The sequence below is a fragment of the Pseudomonas sp. KU26590 genome, from assembly GCF_026153515.1.
Lineage (GTDB): Bacteria > Pseudomonadota > Gammaproteobacteria > Pseudomonadales > Pseudomonadaceae > Aquipseudomonas.
Genome location: NZ_CP110644.1, coordinates 4,450,518 through 4,470,792, shown reverse-complemented (window position 1 = coordinate 4,470,792; position 20,275 = coordinate 4,450,518). Strand labels below are relative to the sequence as shown.

The following is a 20,275-nucleotide window of genomic DNA, read 5'->3' as shown; positions in this document are numbered from 1 at the left end:
GTCATCCTGTAGGACTGCGCGTTTGACAAGCCAGGTTTATCGATTCGGCGGTGTATGCCCCAGAACCTCCATCATCACCCCCGACTGCCACTCGAAATAAGGATTGAACGTCAGCCGCGCGAAGACCTTGCCCGGTTCGCGATGGCCCCAATCGGAATACCACAGCGGCTCGGCATTCAGGCATTTCTGCATGTCGGCGGATGACTGCCCGTTCCAGCAGATCCGCTGGCTGCCATTCACCCCATACAAAGGGTTTGCAGGTGAGAACATCAGCCCCATGTGCGAGAACTGGGCGATGCGGTATTCCGGCAGGAAGTCGTTGCGCACCAACACCCTCGGGTTTTTCTGCGCCGCAGCCGGGTCGTTGCCATACCAGATCAGCCGGCTAAGCGGGTGGGTGAAGCGCGCATTGAAGGTATCCAGCACGTAACCGGTGTCCAGCACCGAATCGTGCTCGGTGATGGCGACAAACACCGGCTTGTCGTAGGCCGCTTTGGCGAGGTGCTTCTGGGCCAGCAGCGCGCTGCGGTAGAACTGGGCGAAACCGTTGGTGGGCACGTTCAGGTAGCGGACCGGCGTCTGCATCGGGCGCACGCCATCATCCGGCTTCGCCAGCCAGGGGCGAAACCAGCCGATGTATTGGGTGACCCAGGCGTAGGTGTTCGCAGGTTTGAAGGCCGGAGAGAACAGCACCAGGCCGGCGATATTCGGGTGCTCGTAGGCGTAATCGAGCACCAGATTCGCCCCGGTCGAAAACCCGCCCAGATACACCGTCGGCACCTCCCGCTCAAGAAGCTGCGTCTGCTCGCGCACCACTTGCTGCCACTGCTTGAGCGTCACCCCCAGCATGTCCGCCGGCTTGCTGCCATGCCCCGGCAGCAACACCGTGCGCACCAGAAACCCCTGCGTCGCCAGCGCCTCGCCGACGTCATTGAACGACCAGGGGGAGTCGCCGAGGCCATGGACCAACAAAATCCCCCGTGTGGCTGGCGCTTTAGGCCGCCATTCCCGAGGCGCATTCCACTCGATCTCGGCCGGGTGATCAGTCGTCTGAAAGGTGCGGTTCTCCTGCATCCAGTCGATGGTCTGCTGGCGATAGTCGGCGAAACTCGCCTGCCCCAACGGCGCCTCGGTTGAGGCGCAGGCCTGAAGGGTCAGGGCGGAAAGGAGGAGGGTGAGACGGTGTAGCTTTTTGACGGCGGTTCTCAACATAAGTAGGCATTGCTCGAGAGGGCCATAAAGGTATGGTCGCACTCTGCCACGGCCTCTCGCCGTTGGATATCGATGCACTCAGGACTGGCGCGAGAAGTCTTGGAAAAATTCAGGCAGACTCCCTCCACCCACAAAAACAAGACCTGATGTGTATGAACCCTCATTCCCTTCGCTGTGCAGACACCCCTCATGTTCGCCCTTGACCACGCCCTCGCCCAGGACATCGTCGACCGGGCGATGGCGATTTTGCCGTGCAACGTCAATGTCATGGATTACCTGGGCATCATCATTGGCAGCGGCGAGGCGGAGCGGTTGTACACCCGGCATGAAGGGGCGCAGCTGGTCCTCGCCAACAGCCGTGTCGTGGAGATCGATTCACACACCGCCCGGCAGCTCGACGGCGTGCGGCCGGGGGTGAATCTGCCGTTGATGCTGGATCAGAAACTGATCGGCGTGCTCGGCATTACCGGCGAGCCCGATGACGTGCGGGTCTACGCGGAGCTGGTGAAGATGACCGCCGAGATGCTCATGGAGCATCGACGCCAGCAGGACGATCAGGAGTGGCGGCATCAACGCAGTGAAGATTTGCTGTCGCGGATCTTGCTCGGCGACAGCGCTGCCCACCTGGTCGCCGAAGCCGAGCAGTTGGGTTTGCAGCCGCAGTTGCCCCGCCAGGCCGTGTTGCTCGAATTGCCTGAAGGCGCGACCTATGCCGGTGCGATGAGTGTGTGGCTGTTCGGCCGTTACGCCAACAGCTGGTGCCTGCCGTGCGAGCCGGGTTTGATTTACTGGTGCCGCGCAGTGGGCAAGGACCGAGACGACGCCGTGTTGCTGGCGCTTTTCGACGAACAAGGCTGGCCTGTACAACGCATGGCAACCGTCGAACCTTCGTCGGACCTGGCCTCCCTGCGCGCGGCTTGCACCGCTGCCCGCGACCTGCTCGATTACGCACGCCAGCTACGGCCCGACGTCAAACTGATGCGCCTGGCCAGCCACCGCGTCGCGCTGCTGTTCTGGCGCAACCGCCACGACTGGCTGGCCGAAGGCATCGCCGAGCCGATCAGACGCTTGCACGACAACACTCAACTGCTCGACACCCTGCGCGCCTGGTTCGACTACAGCGGCGAAAGCCAGGCCTGTGCCGAAGCGCTGGGCATCCATCGCAACAGCCTGCGTTACCGGCTTGAGAAAATCACCGAACTGACCGGTTGCGATCCCTACCGGACCGAAGACCTCCTGCGCCTGTACCTCGGCGCGCAGATGGTGGTCAAGTAAGAGGCTTTCGCGGCTTTGTTCGTTTGAACAACCCAAAGAGCCGCCTGTTGTGCAAGCGCAAGGCGGTAAAGTCGCCCCCACGGTGCGAAGATCGGCCATCAGACAAGGAGAGCAACAATGAAAATCGTCATCGCCCCGGACTCGTTCAAAGACAGCCTCAGCGCCCAAAGTGTTGCCCAGGCCATCGCCGCCGGGCTCATCGACGTCTGGCCTGATGCCCAGTTGGTTGAGTGCCCGATGGCCGATGGCGGGGAGGGCACCATCGAAGCCGTATTGGCGGCCTGCGATGGTGAATGGATGAGCAATCAGGTCAGCGGGCCCTTGGGTGGTGCAGTTCAGGGCGCTCAACCGGTGCAGGCGCAGTGGGGCTGGCTGGAGGAAACGCGCACGGCGATCATCGAAATGGCCATGGCCAGCGGTTTGCAGCTGCTGAGCCTGGAACAGCGTGACGCGACGGTCACCAGCACGTTCGGCACCGGCGAGCTGATCAAGGCCGCGCTGGACGCCGGCGCCGAGCGCGTGATTCTGGCCATCGGCGGTAGCGCGACCAATGATGCCGGCACCGGCATGCTCTCGGCGCTGGGCGCGCGCTTCCTCGACCGCGACGATCGACCCCTCGCGCCTGGTGGCCTGGCCCTGGCGCAACTGGCGCGCATCGACCTGACCGGGCTCGACCCACGCTTGAGCAGCGTGCAGTTCGAAGTGGCCGCCGACGTCAACAATCCCCTGTGCGGCGTGCAAGGCGCCTCGCACATCTTCGGCCCGCAGAAGGGCGCGTCGCCCGAACAGGTGCTGGCGCTGGACGCAGCGCTGGGGCATTTCGCCGAGCACTCAGCCCAGGCGCTAGGCCGCGACGAGAGCGAATACCCCGGCAGCGGCGCGGCAGGGGGTATGGGCTTCGCCGCCAAGGCCTATCTGAATGCGTCGTTCCGCCCCGGTGTGGAGGTGGTGGCCGACCTGACCGGACTGGCTGATGCGCTGGAGGGTGCAGACCTGGTGATCACCGGCGAGGGCCGCTTCGATGCCCAGACCCTGCGCGGCAAAACCCCCTTCGGCGTCGCCCGGATGGCTCAGCGCAAAAACGTGCCGGTCATTGTCCTGGCCGGGACACTGGGTGAGGGCTACGCCGACCTGTATGCCCACGGCATCAGCGCCGCCTTCGCCGTGACCAGCGGGCCAATGACGCTGGAGTTCGCCTGCGCCAACGCCGCGACCTTGCTCCACGACCGCGCGCGGGATCTGGCGCGGGTCTGGGCCCTCGCTGCCGGTTGAAGACCCGCCGGCGCAAGCGTGTGAATCAGGCGGTTTTCAGGTGCATCAGCGGAATCGGCTTGCGCATCAACGTGCCCACCAGCGCTGCCGCGAACAAGGCGATTACGCCCGACACCCACAACACCGAGCCGAAGCCCGAGACAAAGGCGTCCCTGGCGAGCGGCTGAATCATTCCCCGCGCGCCGGCATCGACCGTTTGCAGCGCAGCGTTCATGTCGCCGGCCACCACCCGTGAGGCGATGTGCTCGGCCTGATCGAGGAGCTTGGGTGCAACGGTCGCCAGTCTGTCTTTCAGCGAGCCCAGCGTGTGGCTGGCGAGCAGCGCGCCGTAGACGCCGATCGCCAGCATGATCGCGCTGAAACGCATGGTCGTGCTCATCCCCGACGCCATGCCGGTGCGTTCGCGGGGCACGCAGGCCATGATGTTTTTCTGCGTGTCTCCATTGAGCAACCCTGCGCCCGCACCGGTCACCGCCATTGCCGCGGCGAACGCCGGGTACCCGCCAATCCCAGTGGCCCAGGCGCACAGCAGGTTGCCGATGCCCACGAGGGTCAGGCCCAGGGCCATGATGGCGGACGGTGAAAGGTGGCGTGAGATCGTCGGCCCGAAGCGCGGCAACAACAACATGGTGATCGCGAACGGCAGCATGCCCAGTCCCGAATCAATAGCGCTGAAGCCCAGGCCGCTCTGCAGGTAAAACGGCAGCAGCGTCATCATCACCTGGGCGCAACCGGCGTAGGCGAACATGCCGAGCAGCGCGCCGATGAAACGCGGGTATGTGAACAACTGCAAATCCACCATCGGCCGACGTTGCACACGCTCGGCAATCACGAACAGCACGAGCAACACCGCGCCAGCGGCCAGGCGCATGGACGTCAGCGGTTGGTCCCAGCCGATCCGGTTGGCTTCGATCAGGCCCCAGATCAGGCTCAGCAGACTGGCGCTGAAAAACAGGCTGCCCCAAGGGTCGAGACGCGCCGACTGCTCGTTGCGCGACTCCTCGATGTTACGCATGACCATCACCAGCAGGCCCAAGCCCACCGGCAGGTTGAGGTAGAAAATCCAGCGCCAGCCGACCAGATCGGCGATCAGCCCGCCGACCGTGGGCGCGGCGGTCATGGCCACGCCCATGCACGCGCCCCAGAACGCCCAGGCCTTGGCGCGCTCGGCTTCATCATGGAAAACGTGGCCGATGGTCGCCAGCGCCGAGGTCAGCAGCAGCGCCGCGCCGACGCCCTTGATCGCCCGGGCAATGTCGAGGAACAGAATGTCCGGTGCTGCCCCACAGCCCAGCGACGCCAGGATGAACAGCACCAGCCCGGTAACCAGCATGCGCTTGCGTCCAAAGCGATCAGCCAGGCTGCCCGCGGGCAGCAACAGCGCGGCGAAGGCCAGCATGTAGGCGCTGACCACCCACTCGATGTCGGCAAAGCCGGCGCCCAGGTCGCGCGCGATGCTCGGCAGGGTCACGGCGACGATATTGGTGTCGAGCACGATCAAGGCGCACACGCCAGAGGCCGTTAGCAGGGTCATGCGGGGGCTGGGTCGAGACATGGATCTGGGCTCCGGCGGTTATTAGGTGCTGGCTAACGCCCATCGGTGAGAGGCGAGCGCGGTTGACCAGCGTGGGAACAGAGTAAGCGGATATGCCCTATGCTCTGTTACCCGCACCTCGCGTTTTCATTACCTGTCAGGTAACGCTTCATGGAAATCCGCCATTTTCGTTATTTTCTGGCCGTTGCCCGTCATCGGCATTTCACCCGCGCCGCCGAGCAACTGGGCATCGCGCCTCCCACGCTGACGCGACAGATTCAGGACCTGGAAAATGCCTTGGGCACCCGACTGTTTCTGCGTGAGCAGCGCGAGGTCAGGCTGACGGAAGCGGGGCGAGCGCTGCAGATCGAAGCTGAGCTGGCGGTGCGTCAGTTTGAAACCGCGCAATACAACGTTCAGCGCGCCGGCCGTGGCGAGGCCGGCAGGATCGAGTTGGGCTACGTTGCCTCAGCGGTATTTTCGGGGGTGTTGCAGCGCCACGTCAGTCAGTTTCGGCAGTGCTATGCCGAGGTGGAGTTCAGCATCAACGAGCACCTGATGCCGACGCTGCCGCGGCTGATCGAGGAGGGGCGACTGGACGTGGGTTTTATCCGCTCTCCCATGCAGCTACCCGATTCCGTCAACTCCGTGCAGCTGCTGACCGAGGGGTTTGCTCTGGCGCTTCCGGACAGTTCATGGCTGGGCAAGCTGAAGGTCATCCATGCGGTGAACCTGCAGAACGAGACGTTCATCCTGCCTGAGCAGATTTCCGGCACGCTGGAAGTAGCGGCCCACGGTGGCTTCGCGCCGACACTGGGTCCGCAGCCGGGAGGGCTGGTGTCGGTGATTGCGCTGGTGAGTCTCGGACAGGGGGTGGCGGTGGTGCCGGAGTCGGTGGTTGATCACATTCGTTTGCCGAATGTGGTGTATCGGCGGATTGAGGATTGTCTGCCGAACTCGTCGTTGTCGCTGATCCACCGACGCCACGAGAAGGCCCCGGCGGTGGTTAGGTTTGTTGAGTACGTCAAGGGCGCGGTGGCGCTCTAAAAAAGATCAAGAGCGTCTGCCTGGGGGCAGACTGTTTCGCCTTCGGCGAGTTACTTTTGAAAAGCACCAAAAGTAACCAAAAGTGCCTGCTCTTGGTTGGGCCCGACTTCGTCGGGTTCCTTCACTCCGGTCTCGCTCCGTGGGCCCGCGCCGAACGGACATCCATGTCCTGACGGCGCTCTCGCCGCATCCATGCGGCTCGGCCCACTGCGCGAGACCTGCGTTCAGCCTGCACCCAAGTCGCGACTTGTGGTGTCTGGACTTCTTGCGTACGAAGATCAAAAGCAGATCAGAAGCTTCCCGGCTGAAGCCGGTCCTACAGTTGAGGTCGCCGCCACTATCCCTGATCGTTCCCACGCTCCGCGTGGTAACGCAGCCCCGGACGCTCTGCGTCCCGCAGCAGACGCGCCTTCAGGCCGGCGAGGTGACGCGGAGCGTCACGGAATGCATTCCCACGCGGAGCGTGGGAACGATCAACTGACACCCCGCGCCTTGGTAGGACCGGCTTTAGCCGGGAAGCCTTTGATCTGCTGTAGATTTTGATCTTGATCTTCTTACGCGATAGGTCTAACACCGCAAATCGCGACTTGGGTGCAGGCCGAACGCAGACGACACGGAGTGGGCCGAGCGGCATGGATGCCGCGAGAGCGCCGCTAGGACATGGATGTCCGTTCGGCGCGGGCCCACGGAGCGTCGTCGGAGTGAGGGAACCCGACGAAGGCGGGCCAAACCGAGAGCAAGCACCTTTGGTTACTTGGGGTGCTTTTCCAAGTAACTCGCCGAAGGCGAAACCGAGGCCGTTAGGCCGACGCCCTTGATCTAATCAGGCCACGCCTAAGCTTTCGCAGCTTCAGGCACCCGCCCATACACATCGGTAAACCGCACGATGTCGTCTTCCCCCAAATACTCGCCGCTTTGCACCTCGATCATCACCAGATCAATCACCCCCGGGTTGACCAGCCGATGGGTGTGCCCGGGCTTGATGAACGTCGATTCGTTGGTATCGAGCATAAACTCATCTTCGCCATTGGTAACCCGCGCCATGCCGCTGACCACGATCCAGTGCTCGCTGCGGTGGTGATGCATCTGCAGCGACAACGAGGCCTGCGGCTTCACCACGATGCGCTTGATCTTGAAGCGCTTGCCTTCCTCCAGCACCGTGTAAGTGCCCCATGGCCGAGTGACCGTGTTGTGCAACAGGTACGCCGGATGCCCCTGACGCTTGAGCTCCTGGGCGATGATCTTGACCTCCTGACTGCGATCGGCGTCGGCGATCAGCAACGCGTCCGGGGTGTCGATGATGATCAGGTTGTCCAGGCCCACCCCACCCACCAGGCGCTTTTTCGAGTCGATGTAGCAGTTGGTCACGTCGTGCAGCACCACCTCGCCGTTGCATCGGTTGCCATTTTCATCGGCTGGACTCAGCTCGCGAATGGCCTGCCACGAACCGATATCGCTCCAGCCCATCTCGCAGGGCACCACCGCGACCCTCTGCGAATGCTCCATCAACGCGTAGTCGATGGAAATGTCCGGGGTCAGGGCGAAGGTCGTGCTGTCCAGCTCGATCTGCAACTCGTTGCGGCCTTCCTTGGTGTTGCACTGCACCAGGCAATGGCGCACCGCAGCCAGCACGTCCGGCGCGTGAAGTTCCAGTTCGGTCAGCAGCACATCGACGCGCATGCAGAACATCCCGGCATTCCACAAATGCAGACCGCCTGCGAGATAGTCCTGGGCGGTGACGGCATCGGGTTTCTCAACGAAGCGCGCGACCTGATAGGCCTCGCTGCTGAGGGCCTGGCCTTTCTCGATGTAGCCAAAACCTGTTTCGGCGCGGGAGGGGATCAGCCCGAACGTCACCAGCCATCCCTCGTCCGCCAGTTTGCGTGCGCTCTGCACGGCCTTCTCGAAGGCGGCAACGTCGGTGATCAACTGGTCCGCCGGCAGAATCAGCAGCTGTGCGTCATCACCGTAACGCGCCTGAACGTGCAGCGCCGCGGCGGCGATGGCGGGGGCGGTGTTGCGGCCGAACGGCTCGAGTAGAAACTCCAGCGCCAGCTGGTGCTTGTTCAGCAGCCGATAGTCATCGACGGTGCGGAAATACACTTCCCTGTTGGTGACGGTGAGAACGCTCTCGACGCCGTCCAGCTGGCTGGCGCGGTTGAACGTCTTCTGCAGCAGGCTTTCACCGTCCGGCAAGCGCATGAAAGGTTTGGGCATTGCCTCCCGTGAAACAGGCCACAGCCGGGTGCCGGCGCCGCCAGCAATAATGCAGGGAATCAGTTGCATGTGGTTTCTCGCCTCTTCGATCCGTGAATGAATGACTGGGCTGCATTTCAGGTCATCACGTTGAAAGTCAATTTAATGACTTTTCAGCGAGGCGCAGTCAAATTAGCCAATTATTTGTCGATTAGGCGCTTTCCTACGGTGCATTTCAAGGGGCTGTAACGCAGAATTAACGCCTCTCGTCCCCTATTTATGGGGCACCGACCCTATGCATGTTGGTGCTGCACGCAGGCGGCGAGCAAGGTCAACACGCGTAAGTCCTTGCCATTTAAGGCATTTAGCCATCACTTGGCGCGCTGACATCCCATTCCGGCCATGCCAGGATGAATTCGACAGCATCTCTTATCGAGGACGCCGGTTTAAAAGATTTTCCCCTTGGCGGGCTTTTTTTGCAGCGTCCGCGGTCAACACATCACGCATCAAATTGTGCAGATAGAAGGAAGGGATATGACAGCGCGCAGGGCATTACTGATTCTTCACGGCAAGCAGGCGCTCAATGAGGATGTCCGCGAGGCGGTGGGGCGTAAGCGCAAACATGGCTGGGAGCTGGACGTGCGTGTGACATGGGAAGCAGGCGATGCCCAGCGTCTGGTGCGTGAAGGGCTTGCCGCCGGTCATCGGCAGATCATCGCTGGTGGCGGCGATGGCACGTTGCGGGACGTGGCGGAGGCGCTGGCGCTGTCGAAGGTCGACGCCAGCCTCGTCATCATGCCGCTGGGCACCGCCAACGATTTTGCCCGTTCGGCGGGCGTGCCCCTGGAACCCGACCAGGCCCTCGACCTGCTGGACGTACCGGCGCGCCCCGTCGACATGGGTGCAGTGGGCGGCCAGATGTTCCTCAACATGGCCACCGGCGGGTTTGGCAGCCAGGTCACCGCCAACACTTCCGAAGACCTGAAGAAGATCCTCGGCGGTGCGGCCTATCTGTTCACCGGCCTCACACGCTTTAGTGAGTTGAAAGCCGCCTACGGCGAATTCACCGGCCCGGACTTTCACTGGAAGGGCGAGATGCTGGCGTTGGGGATCGGCAACGGTCGTCAGGCGGGTGGCGGCCATCCGTTGTGCCCTGAAGCCCTGGCCGACGACGGTCTGCTGGACATCAGTATTCTGCCGGCGCCCCAGGAGGTGGTGAGCACGCTGAGGAGCCTGCTCGAAGGCGGTCTTGGCCTGGACAACATGTTCGTCCGCGCGCGCCTGCCCTGGGTGGAGCTCAAGTCAGCGCAAGGCCTGAATATCAACCTCGACGGCGAACCGCTGAGCGGCGAAGCAACCCGTTTTGAAGCGCGAGCAGGTGCACTGCGCGTGCACCTGCCGTCGCATTCGCCGTTGCTGGGGCAGACGCGACAGCTCGCCTGAGCTTTGACAACCGTCAGATGAGCCGTGACCGCGCGCTCATCTGGCGCCGTCAGTCATCCACGCTGATGATTCGCTCTCTCACACAGAACAGCACAAGCCCGGGCACGTCGTAGATGTGCAGCCGTTTCATGATCTGCGCGCGATGGGTTTCCACGGTTTTGACGCTCAGGCCCAGGCCGGCGGCGATCTCACGCGTGGAGGTGCCCCTGACGACCAGCCGCAGGATCTCCAGCTGACGCGCGGTGAGGTTGTGACCCTCGACGGGTTCGGCAGGCGCCATCTGGCTACTGACCAACGCCTGACTGATGACCGTGTGAGCGATGGCCGGGCTCAGGTAGCGTTCGCCATCGCGCAGGGCGTTCAGTGCGTGCTCGATCTCACTGGCGGTCGCATCCTTGAGCAGGTAACCGTGGGCGCCGCACGCCAGGGCGCGCATGATCAGACGCGGTTCGGTGTGCATCGACAGAATCAACACCTTGCTGTGCGGCAGCGTCTGACGCAGGCGTTGCAGCGCGTCCAGCCCGTCGCTGTCGCCCATCGAGATGTCGAGCAAAATGATGTCGGGTTTCAGCTGCAGGCTCATTTCCAGCAAATGATGGCCATTGCTGGCCTCGCCAATGACGGCGTAACCCGGAATGTCCGACACCAGCGCACGGACGCCGGCGCGGATCAGCGCGTGGTCATCGACCAGCAGCACATTGCAGACGCTCACGGCTTGCTGCCATCGGCGCGTCCGCGAACACGCGGTGCCCACGGGAACACTGCCTGAATGCAGGTGCCTTGCCCCGGCTCGCTTGCGACGCTCAACTCTCCGCCCAACAGGCTGGCACGCTCCGCCATGCCGGCCATACCGCGTTGCCCTTGACCGGCGGGGCTCAGGGCAGGAGCGAATCCCTGACCATCATCGCGAATGCTCAGCGACAACCCTTCCGGGCGGCGCTGCAGTTGCACGCGCAGGTTGTGCGCCTGGGCATGGCGCAGCATGTTGGTCACGGCTTCCTGGGTAATCCGAAACGCCGCCACGGCGATTTCTTCGGGAATACCGTCCAGGCGCTGCTGGCATTCCAGGCTCCACTGCACGGATGTCGCCGACAGCGTGCGCAGCAAATGCGCGCGCAGGCTGGCTTCCAGTCCCAGGCTGGTCAGTTGGCGGGGGTTGAGGATGGCGGACACGTCGCGAACCTTCGCCAGGGTTTCATCGAGGGTGTTGATGAGCATCGTGCACTGCGCGTGCAACTCCTGCGGGGCGCGGCGCTGAAGCCATTCACTCTGCATTTTTGCTGCCGTGAGCATCTGGCCGATGTCGTCGTGCAGCTCGCGGCTCAGGCGATGACGCTCGGTTTCCTGAACCTGCAGCATGTGATCGGCGAGTTCCCTGGGCTGGAACTCAATAATCCGGTTTTGCCGGGCCATGCTGTAGCAGAGGCCTGCAAACGCGAGCCCGTTGATAAGCGCCAACCCCAACGGCAGAGCGCCGCTCGCCAGATAAGCGATCACATTGCAGCCCGTGGTCGCCAGGCACAGCAAGGCTGCCCAGCGAACGGTGCTGCCGGGCTTCATTCGCTGAACGCCAAGGAATTTGCTGCTGCCATGCATAGCGAATGAAGCCATCGATAATGGATGTCTACACCTGACGGATCTGCCAGGCCATTTGAAAGCGCACTGCGGAAAACACAAAGCTGAACTTCCTTTGTATGGGTACAAAGTGTCCGAGCGGCTATTCGAATGGGCAGAAAAAATGCTAATTCAAGCGTCCCTTCGAACGCGCCGATAGTACATTAATTGTCGGCGATATTAAGGGCTGAGGTTGAACACCGACTGGCATCAGTCACGCAGCCGATTGTTTGTTCGGTCAGCTGTTTACGTCGGGGACGAAGGTGCGGTTTGCGGCATCAGCAGGCATTCATCGCGCTTCACTGTGATCGGCGCACTCGGATGCGAGCAGGGTGCACTGCCCGGTGTTGACCGACCAGCCCGGGTTGATGGCGACGTTGCTCTCCTGAATGCCGACCCCGCACTGGCTGGCGAATGCGTCCAGCAAACCGCGCTGCTCGCTGTCGTCCAGCGCCAGCGATCCGGTGTGGGGGTCAATAAGCTCAAGCTGCCAGGCCATCAGTTCAAAGCAGCACTTGAGCGCATGCAATGCCTGGGGCTGCAACTGCCCGGCAGCGTTGGCGAAGTAAAGCAGGTAACGCAACTGCCGGGCGAAACCACAGACCGTTTCAATGCCATGGGCGTCTGCCTCGCCGGCAAGTTGCTGCAATGTGGAGAGCAGACATTCCATTGCGTCATGATCATCGCTGATCAATTCCAGATGGCTGAGGCATTCATCGGCACGGCACATGAGTGTCTGGGTGTCGCTGAGAAACTCGGCATGCAACTGCTGCCATTCATTGCCGTTCAGCATGTGCAATCTCCACTCTTCTCAAATGGCGACGTCAGGTCGCGTGGGGCGAGTGGCCCAAAGTTAATGTTGAAGGCACTGGAAAGTCTGTAGGGCGTTTCTGATTGTTGCGAATGGTCGGGGGAGGTGGCGTGATCGGCCGAAACGCGTGAAACGATCATCTGCGCACAGGCTCCGCGAGAACGGGCCTTTTCAAGGGTTCGGGCCAGCAGTGGGGAAACTTTCGCGAGCTCAACCGCATGCCTGACTCCATTCATTTACGAGAAGGGCATCACAGTAATGGCTATTGGAACGGCCGAATATCAGGTTCGCCCCGATTGCCCTTAAGGGTTCCCCCTACTCGCGGTGGCAAGCTGCAGCAGGTGTTGATCGGGCCGCGCATCCGAAAGCCGCGCCGTTCGCCGGTCTGCCAGCGCTCAGGTCTGTCGACCGGCTGATAGTGATGTTAATGTGACATCAATTACACGGCGCGTTGCTATCCCGATTAAGGTCTGCCATGGGGCTGCCGATACAGGGTAGGCGGACTTACTTGAACCCTGCTCCAGGAGCAACAGATGGCTGGCATTCTCGACACAGTAGACCAACGTACACAGCTGGTAGGTGAGAACCGCCTGGAAATCCTCATGTTCCGCCTGGCCGGCCGACAGTTGTTCGCGATCAACGTATTCAAGGTTCAGGAAGTCCTGCAACTGCCCAAGCTGACGCTCATGCCCCAGCGTCATCCGTTCGTGTGCGGCGTGGTCAACCTGCGCGGCCAGACCCTGCCGGTCATCGACCTGTCCCAGGCCATCGGCATGCGTCCGCTGGTGCCGGGCCCTTCGAGCACGATCATCGTCACCGAATACAACCGCTCGGTTCAGGCGTTTCTGGTAGGCGGCGTCGACCGCATCGTCAACATGAACTGGGAGGCGATCCTGCCGCCACCGACCAGCGCCGGGCGTCAGCACTACCTGACCGCCATCAGCAAGGTCGACGACCAGTTGGTGGAAATCATCGACGTGGAGAAAGTCCTCGCCGAAATCGTGCCGTACAGCGCCAAGGTCTCCCGCGACAAGCTGGACGACCCAGTCCTCGCCCAGGCCATTGGCCGCGAAGTGCTGCTGGTGGACGACTCCAACGTGGCGCTTTCGCAGTTGCGCGACACGCTGGGTCAGCTCGGCGTGAAGATGCACATCGCCCGTGACGGGCTGAAAGCCCTGAACCTGCTCAAGAGCTGGGCGGACGCCGGCGAGGTCATGACCGAAAAGCTGTTGATGGTCTTCACCGACGCCGAGATGCCGGAAATGGACGGCTACCGCCTGACCACGGAAATCCGCAACGACCCACGTCTGCGCGGCCTCTATGTGGTGCTGCATACCTCGCTGTCCGGGAGCTTCAACGAGTCCATGGTCAAGAAGGTCGGCTGCGACAACTTCCTCTCCAAATTCCAGCCGGACAAGCTGGTCGACGTGGTCCGCGAGCGGCTCATGCTCGACAACTGATCCGGTTCTGTTTCAAGCCCCTTGCTGTATGGAGGGGCTTTTTTGCATCTGTACCGCTTGGTTTCCCGGCGTCTCGTATAGAGTGGTGGCTTTCCGCTCTGGCATAAGGACGCGTACATGTTTCACCTCAGCGCACTGTATCGGTACCCCCTCAAATCCTGCATGGCCGAGTCGCTGCAGCAGGCCCGTTTCGATGAATTGGGCCTGAGTGGCGATCGTCGCTGGATGCTGGTGGATGAAGCCAGTGGGCGCTTTTACAGCCAGCGCGCGCTGCCGCAGATGGCGCAGCTGTCGGTGCTGTGGAAGGGTGACGGCGTAACGCTGTCGGCCCCGGGACTGGGCAGTCTGGATGTGCCGGTGCCGGTCGATGAAGAGGCCAATCTGCGCGGCATCACGATCTGGCGCGACAGTTTTCGGGTGCCGGACGCCGGCGAGGACGCGGCGCGTTGGGTCAGTGCCTTGGTGGGCAAGCCGACGCGGCTGGTGCATGTGCCGAAAGAGCGCGCCCGCGGGTTACCTTCCGGCTACGGGGCGATTGAAGACAGGGTCGGGTTTGCTGACGGTTTCCCATTGTTGTTGATCGGGCAGTCGTCGCTGGACGACTTATCCCAGAAGGTGGGGCGTCCGCTGGAGATGCTGCGGTTTCGCCCCAATCTGGTGGTCTCCGGTGCCGAGGCGTTCGCGGAGGATGGCTGGAAGCGGATTCGGATCGGCGACGTTGAATTGCGCGTGTTGAAGCCCTGCTCGCGGTGCATCCTGACGACGCTGGATCCGGCAACGGGTGAACGCAGCGCGGATCGTGAACCGATGACCACGCTGAAGACGTATCGGGAGCGGGAAGGGGAGATCTGGTTCGGGCAGAATCTGGTCAGCGACGGGCCAGGAGTGGTCGAGGTGGGAATGGAGGTTGAGGTGCTGGAATAGTTGAGCGCTTGCCACTACGCCTTCCCGGCTAAAGCCGGTCCTACTGGATGCACGCGATTCGCATAGTAGGACCGGCTTTAGCCGGGAAGAGGCCACCCGTCACACCGCAAAATCTACGCTGTCCACTGCTGCCCCTTCCCGGCTAAAGCCAGTCCCACTAAAACTGCGCGACCTTACAAATCATCAAAGAACCGTTCATGCCAGTCCACCAGCGGCTGCGGTGAATTGAGCTTCTGGCCGTAGATCACCGCATACGACAGCACGTTCTGCACGTACTGGCGGGTCTCGTCGAACGGAATGCTCTCGACCCAGACGTCGAAGGCCAGGTGATTGGCGCCTCGCAACCACTGCCGTACACGTCCCGGGCCTGCGTTATACGCCGCCGAAGCCAGTACCCGGTTGCCGTTGAACTGCGCATGGACCTGGCTCAGGTACGCGGCGCCGAGCTGGATGTTCTTGTCTGGATCGAGCACTTGCGCCGGCGAGGCGAGCGGAATGCTGAATTTGCGCGCGGTCTCTTTGGCGGTCGCAGGCATCAGTTGCATCAAGCCTGCGGCACCGACGCCGGAGCGGGCGTCGTCCATGAAGGCGCTTTCCTGTCGCGTGATCGCAAACACCCAGCTTGAATGCAGTCCGCGAATCTGTGCTTCACGCACCAGGGTGTCGCGGTGGGCCATCGGGAAACGGATGTCGAGGTCGTCCCAGTACTGTGCCTGGCTGATGGTGCGAATGGCCGGGAAGTACCAGTGCATGTCGTAGGCCAGCTTGGCCTGGGCAACCATTTCGTCCCGGCTGAAACGACGGGTGACGTGGTACCACTCGCGACGGCCGTCGACGATCTGCCCGCGGTCATAAAACTCCAGCGCGCGGCGCACGCCCGGGGTGTTGCGCACCTTGGTCATGAGCGCCTGACTCATCACCAGCGGCTTATTGTTGAGCATGTACGGCGTCTGAATGCGGTCAGCGGCGAGGAAACCGTAGAAATCGCGCTCCTTCGCCACCGCCTTGTACAACCCCGGCAGCAGCGGGCTATTGGGCTGGGCCAGTTCCAGGGAGCGGGCCTGCCAATAACGCCAGCGATTCGTGGTGGCGAGGTCCTGGGGCAGACGACGGGTCAGCTCATAGGCGTCACTCCAGCGACCCAGTCGCAGCAACAGGCGCAGGCGCCATTCGGTGACGGTGTTGTCGCGCAGGTCCGGGTCGTACTTGGTCATGACCTCAAGGGCGCGGCCGTCATAACTGCGGGCGAGGGTCAGGCCGATTTCCTTGGCGATCTGAACCTGTTCTTCGTGGGAGAAATGCAGCACCGGCGCGTAACTGTCGAGCAGTTCCATCGCCCGCTGCGGGTCCTGCTTGGCGAGGCGACGCAGGCCCAGCCCGACCACATCGGACATGGCCTCGTCGGCGGGCATGAACTGGCCCTGGTTATTGACCATCTCCGGCTTCTGCGCCACCGCAATCAGCAAACGGCCCTGGGGCGCCAGGGTGGTCATGCTGTTGACCAGTTGAGTGGCCAGCGCGTAGTTGCGCCCTTGCGCGGCGAGCTTGGCGCGCTGCCAGCGTTTCTGCTCGGTCAACTGACCTTCGACCGCCCACTGGGTGAAGAACGTATCGCAGGTCGCCGGCAGCGTCTTGCCGGTCATCCAGGTTTTCTCGGCGTTGGCATAGCCTTCAGCGCGCTGATTGTGGCTGAGCTGATACGAGCCGTACAGGCAGTCGAGTTCGACGAAATTCAGCTTGGGGTCGTAATACTTGACGAAGGGCTGCCAGTCACCGCGTGACGCCAGCAGTCGCAGCCAGCGCAACTTCATATAGTTGGCTTGCGGCAGGTCGCCATGCTCGGCGAAGAATTTCTCGACTTCCTCGTCACTCGCGCTGTTCAGGCGTGCGGTGAGTTCGTCGTAGGCCAGATACGGCTCAAGGGGATAATCCGCCAGCGCCGCGGCATAGGTGCGATAAGGGCCGCCGTCGCCCTTGGCCAAAGCCCGTTTGGCTTCATCGTAATACTGACGCTGGGTGGTGAGATCGACCGCTTGGACGGACTGGGCAGCGGTGGCCGACAGAAGCAGGCAGGACAAAAGGCTGAAGAAACGACTGCGCATGAGACTTCCGTGCAGATGCATCGTGAAAAGTGCGGCTAGCTTAGCCTGTTGCCCGCGCGGGTTGAAGCGCTGCCTCGCCCATCGTGATAGATGGAAACAAACCCCGGCCTACAATCGGCCCATCACCGGGTCCGGACGACGTCCTGTCATCGATTAGCCGCCCATCTGCCGGGTTATCTCAGGTAGAATGCGCGCCCGGTTTTTGGAGAAGCTCATGACCCTGCTCAAATTCAGCGATGTGTCCCTTGCGTTCGGCGCCATGCCGTTGTTGGACAAGGTGTCCTGGCAAATCGCCCGTGGTGAGCGGGTCTGCATCATCGGCCGCAACGGCACTGGCAAATCAAGCATGTTGAAGCTCGTCAAGGGCATTCAGATGCCCGACGACGGCAATGTCTGGCGCGCGCCCGGCCTGAAGATCGGCGAGTTGCCCCAGGAGTTGCCGGTCGCTGACGGCCGTACCGTTTTCGACGTCGTTGCCGAAGGCCTGGATGGCGTGGGCGAGCTGCTCGCTCAGTATCACCACCTGAGCCAGAACATCGTCACCGCCGAAGACCTCGACAAGCTGATGCACGTGCAGTCGGACCTCGAAGCCCGTGACGGCTGGCGCCTCCAGCAGTTGGTGGACAGCACCCTCAGCCGTTTGCAACTACCCGCCGACAAGACCCTCGCCGAACTGTCCGGCGGCTGGCGTCGCCGCGTGTTGCTGGCCCAGGCGCTGGTTTCCGAGCCTGATCTGCTGATGCTCGACGAACCGACCAACCACCTGGACATCGGCGCGATTGCCTGGCTCGAAGAAGCGTTGAAGGAATTCCAGGGCGCGGTGTTGTTCATCACCCACGACCGTTCCTTCCTGCAAAACCTTGCCACGCGCATTCTCGAGCTCGACCGAGGCGGCCTGATCGACTGGGACGGCGACTACGCCAGCTTCCTGGTGCACAAGGAAGCCATGCTTTCGGCGGAAGAAACCGCCAACGCGCTGTTTGACAAGCGTCTGGCCCAGGAAGAAGTGTGGATCCGTCAGGGCATCAAGGCCCGTCGTACCCGTAACGAAGGCCGCGTGCGCGCCCTGAAGGCATTGCGCGTCGAGCGCAGTGACCGTCGCGAGCGCACCGGCAAGGCCAACATCCAGCTCGACACGGCGGACAAATCCGGCAAGCAGGTGATGGTGCTCGACAACGTTAGCTTCGCTCACCCGGGCGGCCCGATGCTGATCAAGGACTTCTCCATGGTCCTGCAGCGCGAGGACCGTATCGGTCTGCTCGGCGCCAACGGTACCGGCAAGACCACGCTGCTCAAGCTGATGCTCGACAACCTCCAGCCCACCAGTGGCAAGGTGGAAGTCGGCACCCGTCTGGACGTCGCCTACTTCGACCAGTTGCGTCACCAGCTCGATCTGGAAAAGACCGTCATCGACAACGTGGCCGAAGGCCGTGACTTCATCGACATCGACGGTCAGAGCCGCCATGTCCTCAGCTACCTGGGCGATTTCCTGTTCAGCCCGCAGCGGGCGCGGACGCCGGTCAAGGCGTTGTCGGGCGGCGAGCGCGCACGTCTGCTGCTCGCCAAGCTGTTCAGCAAGCCGGCCAACCTGCTGGTCCTCGACGAACCGACCAACGATCTCGACGTCGAGACCCTCGAGCTGCTCGAAGAGGTGCTGTTGACCTTCAAGGGCACCGTGCTGATGGTCAGCCACGACCGGGCATTCCTCGACAACGTCGTCACCAGCACCCTGGTGTTCGAAGGCGAGGGCAAGGTTCGCGAATTCGTCGGTGGCTATCAGGACTGGATTCGTCAGGGCGGCTCGCCGCGTCTGCTGGGCGTCAGTGACAGCAAGTCCGGCAAGTCCGAACTGGCCAATGCCGTGGTTCAGGCAGCACCCGTCGCGGCGGCAGAAATGCCCGTCGCGAAAAAGAAGCTCAGCTATAAGCTGCAACGCGAGCTGGAAGCGCTGCCTGCGCAGATCGACAGCGTTGAAGTGCAAATGGCTGCACTCACTGCCGAAATGGCCGAGGCCGGTTTCTATCAGCGTCCTGCGGAGCAAACCACAGCCGTCATGGCGCAGCTGGAAAGCCTGCAAGGCGAACTGGATGGCCTGATGGAGCGTTGGGCCGAGCTGGACGAGTGATCGGTTACCGGCAGCCATAAAAAAGCCCGGCCCTTTTTCAAGGGCCGGGCTTTTGTTTTCAGGCCTGGATCAGTCCACGCGCTTGACCAGTCGTACGGCCAGTACGTCGCACGGTGCGCCGTGCAGCACGTCATTGGCGGTGGAGCCGAGCAGCAGAGACAGGCCATGACGGCCGTGGCTGCCGACAACGATCAAGTCGACACCGTATTCCTTCGCCAGGTTGTGGATTTCCTGACGCGGCTGGCCGTAGGTCAGATGGCTGTCGCCGGTTTTCACGTCAGGGTATTTCAGTTTCAGCTTTTCCAGTTTTTCCTTGGCCTGATCGAACTGCTGTTGCTGCAGCTGCGACAGGTCCATGGGAACATCGCCACCGAAGGCCATGGCCATGGGTTCGACGATGTGCACCAGCGAAAGCTTGGAGTGGCCGGCCAACGCCAGCGCCATGGCTTTTTTGATAACCGGATCGCACTCTTCAGTGAGGTCCACGGCTACCAGGATATGTTCATAGGACATGGGGTGTTCCTTCTGAGGTTTGCGATGGTTTCGATTATGGCTCTTTTCACGCGCCTCTGGCACGCCGATGTGGTCTGCCCGCCGCTTGCCGCCTCGGGGGGCGTACAAATATGACGGTGTGGATCATCCTGTCAATCATTGCGGTGGTTTTAAGTCCGCTGGTCTGGCTGCGCCCCTCACGCTCGCAGAGCGGCAGAATGGCCATGCGCATGCAGGCGCGGCGCATGGGGCTGGCGATGCAGCTCATCCCTCAGGAGTGGCCGCATTGGTTGCCCACCGAACCTCCGAGCCCGTGCCCGCAGTATCACCGGCCACGGACCGCGCGGGCGCCTGATGTCTGGGTGTATTGGCAGATGGAGCAGGGCGCGTGGGTCAACCAATGGCGCGAGCCGTGTGAGGACCCGCGTCTGCGAGAGCAGTTCAAGATGCTGCCGGCCGACGTCTACAAGGTCGAAGCGGGCAAGCAGCTGATTGCGGTGTACTGGGCCGAGCGCGGCGAGCCGGAAGTATTGCAGCACATTGCAGCAGTGCTGAAGGCTCTGGCGTAACCCGTCCCTGTGCCCGAATCGCGGGCATTAAAAAGCCCGATAACAACATCGGGCCGGGGTTGGCCAGGCAGGCCGTAATTCAGGTGCGGTGCGGTGCAATGCCGCGACCGTGGTCAATCGTGCCCTTCTGACGGTGGTCTTATGACCCGTCTTGATGCGCAGTGCGCTGAATGTAGACCTTAATGGTGCATTTGTCTGC

The 20,275-nt window shown here is 62.2% G+C and carries 16 protein-coding genes; 8 read left to right on the top strand and 8 right to left on the bottom strand.

What is annotated here, in order from left to right:
- Window positions 1-36: 36 nt before the first annotated feature.
- Window positions 37-1,212 carry an alpha/beta fold hydrolase gene (locus tag OKW98_RS19915; protein ID WP_265386309.1) on the bottom strand — a complete coding sequence of 392 codons (1,176 nt, stop codon included), beginning with the start codon at window positions 1,210-1,212 and terminating at the stop codon, window positions 37-39.
- 189 nt (window positions 1,213-1,401) lie between these two features.
- On the opposite strand from OKW98_RS19915, the gene OKW98_RS19910 reads away from it, so the two are divergent.
- On the top strand, window positions 1,402-2,487 hold the full coding sequence (locus OKW98_RS19910; RefSeq protein ID WP_265386308.1) for a sugar diacid recognition domain-containing protein: 1,086 nt from the start codon (window positions 1,402-1,404) through the stop codon (window positions 2,485-2,487).
- Window positions 2,488-2,604: 117 nt separating this feature from the next.
- Window positions 2,605-3,759 (top strand): glycerate kinase, encoded by a 1,155-nt coding sequence (locus OKW98_RS19905; RefSeq protein ID WP_265386307.1) that lies wholly within the window; start codon window positions 2,605-2,607, stop codon window positions 3,757-3,759.
- 25 nt (window positions 3,760-3,784) lie between these two features.
- Here the strand turns inward: OKW98_RS19905 and OKW98_RS19900 are convergent, their stop codons facing one another.
- On the bottom strand, window positions 3,785-5,314 hold the full coding sequence (locus OKW98_RS19900) for an MFS transporter (RefSeq protein WP_265386306.1): 1,530 nt from the start codon (window positions 5,312-5,314) through the stop codon (window positions 3,785-3,787).
- Window positions 5,315-5,464: 150 nt separating this feature from the next.
- Here OKW98_RS19900 and OKW98_RS19895 point away from each other — a divergent pair, with 150 nt between their 5' ends.
- On the top strand, window positions 5,465-6,340 hold the full coding sequence (locus tag OKW98_RS19895; protein WP_265386305.1) for a LysR family transcriptional regulator: 876 nt from the start codon (window positions 5,465-5,467) through the stop codon (window positions 6,338-6,340).
- Window positions 6,341-7,174: 834 nt separating this feature from the next.
- Here OKW98_RS19895 and OKW98_RS19890 read toward each other — a convergent pair.
- Complete coding sequence (locus tag OKW98_RS19890) at window positions 7,175-8,626, bottom strand: mannose-1-phosphate guanylyltransferase/mannose-6-phosphate isomerase (RefSeq protein ID WP_265386304.1); 1,452 nt, start codon at window positions 8,624-8,626, stop codon at window positions 7,175-7,177.
- 444 nt (window positions 8,627-9,070) lie between these two features.
- Here OKW98_RS19890 and yegS point away from each other — a divergent pair, with 444 nt between their 5' ends.
- On the top strand, window positions 9,071-9,979 hold the full coding sequence (gene yegS, locus OKW98_RS19885; RefSeq protein WP_265386303.1) for a lipid kinase YegS: 909 nt from the start codon (window positions 9,071-9,073) through the stop codon (window positions 9,977-9,979).
- Window positions 9,980-10,028: 49 nt separating this feature from the next.
- Here the strand turns inward: yegS and OKW98_RS19880 are convergent, their stop codons facing one another.
- From OKW98_RS19880 to OKW98_RS19870, 3 genes are all read right to left on the bottom strand, one after another.
- Window positions 10,029-10,691: a response regulator transcription factor gene (locus OKW98_RS19880; protein ID WP_265386302.1), complete on the bottom strand. Its 663-nt coding sequence runs from the start codon at window positions 10,689-10,691 to the stop codon at window positions 10,029-10,031.
- Window positions 10,688-11,590 (bottom strand): sensor histidine kinase, encoded by a 903-nt coding sequence (locus OKW98_RS19875; RefSeq protein ID WP_416147428.1) that lies wholly within the window; start codon window positions 11,588-11,590, stop codon window positions 10,688-10,690. Before OKW98_RS19875 ends, OKW98_RS19880 begins: the two co-directional genes overlap by 4 nt.
- 292 nt (window positions 11,591-11,882) lie before the next feature.
- Complete coding sequence (locus tag OKW98_RS19870) at window positions 11,883-12,386, bottom strand: hypothetical protein (protein ID WP_265386301.1); 504 nt, start codon at window positions 12,384-12,386, stop codon at window positions 11,883-11,885.
- 551 nt (window positions 12,387-12,937) lie between these two features.
- Here OKW98_RS19870 and OKW98_RS19865 point away from each other — a divergent pair.
- Entirely contained in the window at window positions 12,938-13,864 is a 927-nt protein-coding gene (locus tag OKW98_RS19865; RefSeq protein ID WP_265386300.1) for a chemotaxis protein CheV, read from the top strand.
- Window positions 13,865-13,981: 117 nt separating this feature from the next.
- The gene (locus OKW98_RS19860) at window positions 13,982-14,788 is read left to right on the top strand and encodes an MOSC domain-containing protein (protein WP_265386299.1); all 807 of its coding nucleotides are present in this window, start codon (window positions 13,982-13,984) and stop codon (window positions 14,786-14,788) included.
- A gap of 173 nt (window positions 14,789-14,961) precedes the next feature.
- Here the strand turns inward: OKW98_RS19860 and OKW98_RS19855 are convergent, their stop codons facing one another.
- The gene (locus OKW98_RS19855; RefSeq protein ID WP_265386298.1) at window positions 14,962-16,890 is read right to left on the bottom strand and encodes a transglycosylase SLT domain-containing protein; all 1,929 of its coding nucleotides are present in this window, start codon (window positions 16,888-16,890) and stop codon (window positions 14,962-14,964) included.
- A 214-nt stretch (window positions 16,891-17,104) separates the two neighbouring features.
- Between OKW98_RS19855 and OKW98_RS19850 the strand changes: the two genes are divergently transcribed.
- Entirely contained in the window at window positions 17,105-19,015 is a 1,911-nt protein-coding gene (locus tag OKW98_RS19850; protein WP_265386297.1) for an ATP-binding cassette domain-containing protein, read from the top strand.
- A 69-nt stretch (window positions 19,016-19,084) separates the two neighbouring features.
- Here the strand turns inward: OKW98_RS19850 and OKW98_RS19845 are convergent, their stop codons facing one another.
- Entirely contained in the window at window positions 19,085-19,528 is a 444-nt protein-coding gene (locus tag OKW98_RS19845; protein ID WP_265386296.1) for a universal stress protein, read from the bottom strand.
- Between the two features lie 110 nt (window positions 19,529-19,638).
- On the opposite strand from OKW98_RS19845, the gene OKW98_RS19840 reads away from it, so the two are divergent.
- Window positions 19,639-20,076, top strand: coding sequence for a hypothetical protein (locus OKW98_RS19840; RefSeq protein WP_265386295.1), 438 nt, complete (start codon window positions 19,639-19,641; stop codon window positions 20,074-20,076).
- The last annotated feature ends 199 nt before the right edge of the window (window positions 20,077-20,275 follow it).

Coding starts and splice junctions, on each gene's coding strand:
- yegS (WP_265386303.1), top strand. CDS start 9,071: ATGACAGCGCGCAGGGCATTACTGATTCTTCACGGCAAGCAGGCGCTC.
- OKW98_RS19840 (WP_265386295.1), top strand. CDS start 19,639: ATGACGGTGTGGATCATCCTGTCAATCATTGCGGTGGTTTTAAGTCCG.
- OKW98_RS19845 (WP_265386296.1), bottom strand. CDS start 19,528: ATGTCCTATGAACATATCCTGGTAGCCGTGGACCTCACTGAAGAGTGC.
- OKW98_RS19915 (WP_265386309.1), bottom strand. CDS start 1,212: ATGTTGAGAACCGCCGTCAAAAAGCTACACCGTCTCACCCTCCTCCTT.
- OKW98_RS19855 (WP_265386298.1), bottom strand. CDS start 16,890: ATGCGCAGTCGTTTCTTCAGCCTTTTGTCCTGCCTGCTTCTGTCGGCC.
- OKW98_RS19895 (WP_265386305.1), top strand. CDS start 5,465: ATGGAAATCCGCCATTTTCGTTATTTTCTGGCCGTTGCCCGTCATCGG.
- OKW98_RS19865 (WP_265386300.1), top strand. CDS start 12,938: ATGGCTGGCATTCTCGACACAGTAGACCAACGTACACAGCTGGTAGGT.
- OKW98_RS19875 (WP_416147428.1), bottom strand. CDS start 11,590: ATGGCTTCATTCGCTATGCATGGCAGCAGCAAATTCCTTGGCGTTCAG.
- OKW98_RS19890 (WP_265386304.1), bottom strand. CDS start 8,626: ATGCAACTGATTCCCTGCATTATTGCTGGCGGCGCCGGCACCCGGCTG.
- OKW98_RS19900 (WP_265386306.1), bottom strand. CDS start 5,314: ATGTCTCGACCCAGCCCCCGCATGACCCTGCTAACGGCCTCTGGCGTG.
- OKW98_RS19905 (WP_265386307.1), top strand. CDS start 2,605: ATGAAAATCGTCATCGCCCCGGACTCGTTCAAAGACAGCCTCAGCGCC.
- OKW98_RS19860 (WP_265386299.1), top strand. CDS start 13,982: ATGTTTCACCTCAGCGCACTGTATCGGTACCCCCTCAAATCCTGCATG.
- OKW98_RS19910 (WP_265386308.1), top strand. CDS start 1,402: ATGTTCGCCCTTGACCACGCCCTCGCCCAGGACATCGTCGACCGGGCG.
- OKW98_RS19870 (WP_265386301.1), bottom strand. CDS start 12,386: ATGCTGAACGGCAATGAATGGCAGCAGTTGCATGCCGAGTTTCTCAGC.
- OKW98_RS19850 (WP_265386297.1), top strand. CDS start 17,105: ATGACCCTGCTCAAATTCAGCGATGTGTCCCTTGCGTTCGGCGCCATG.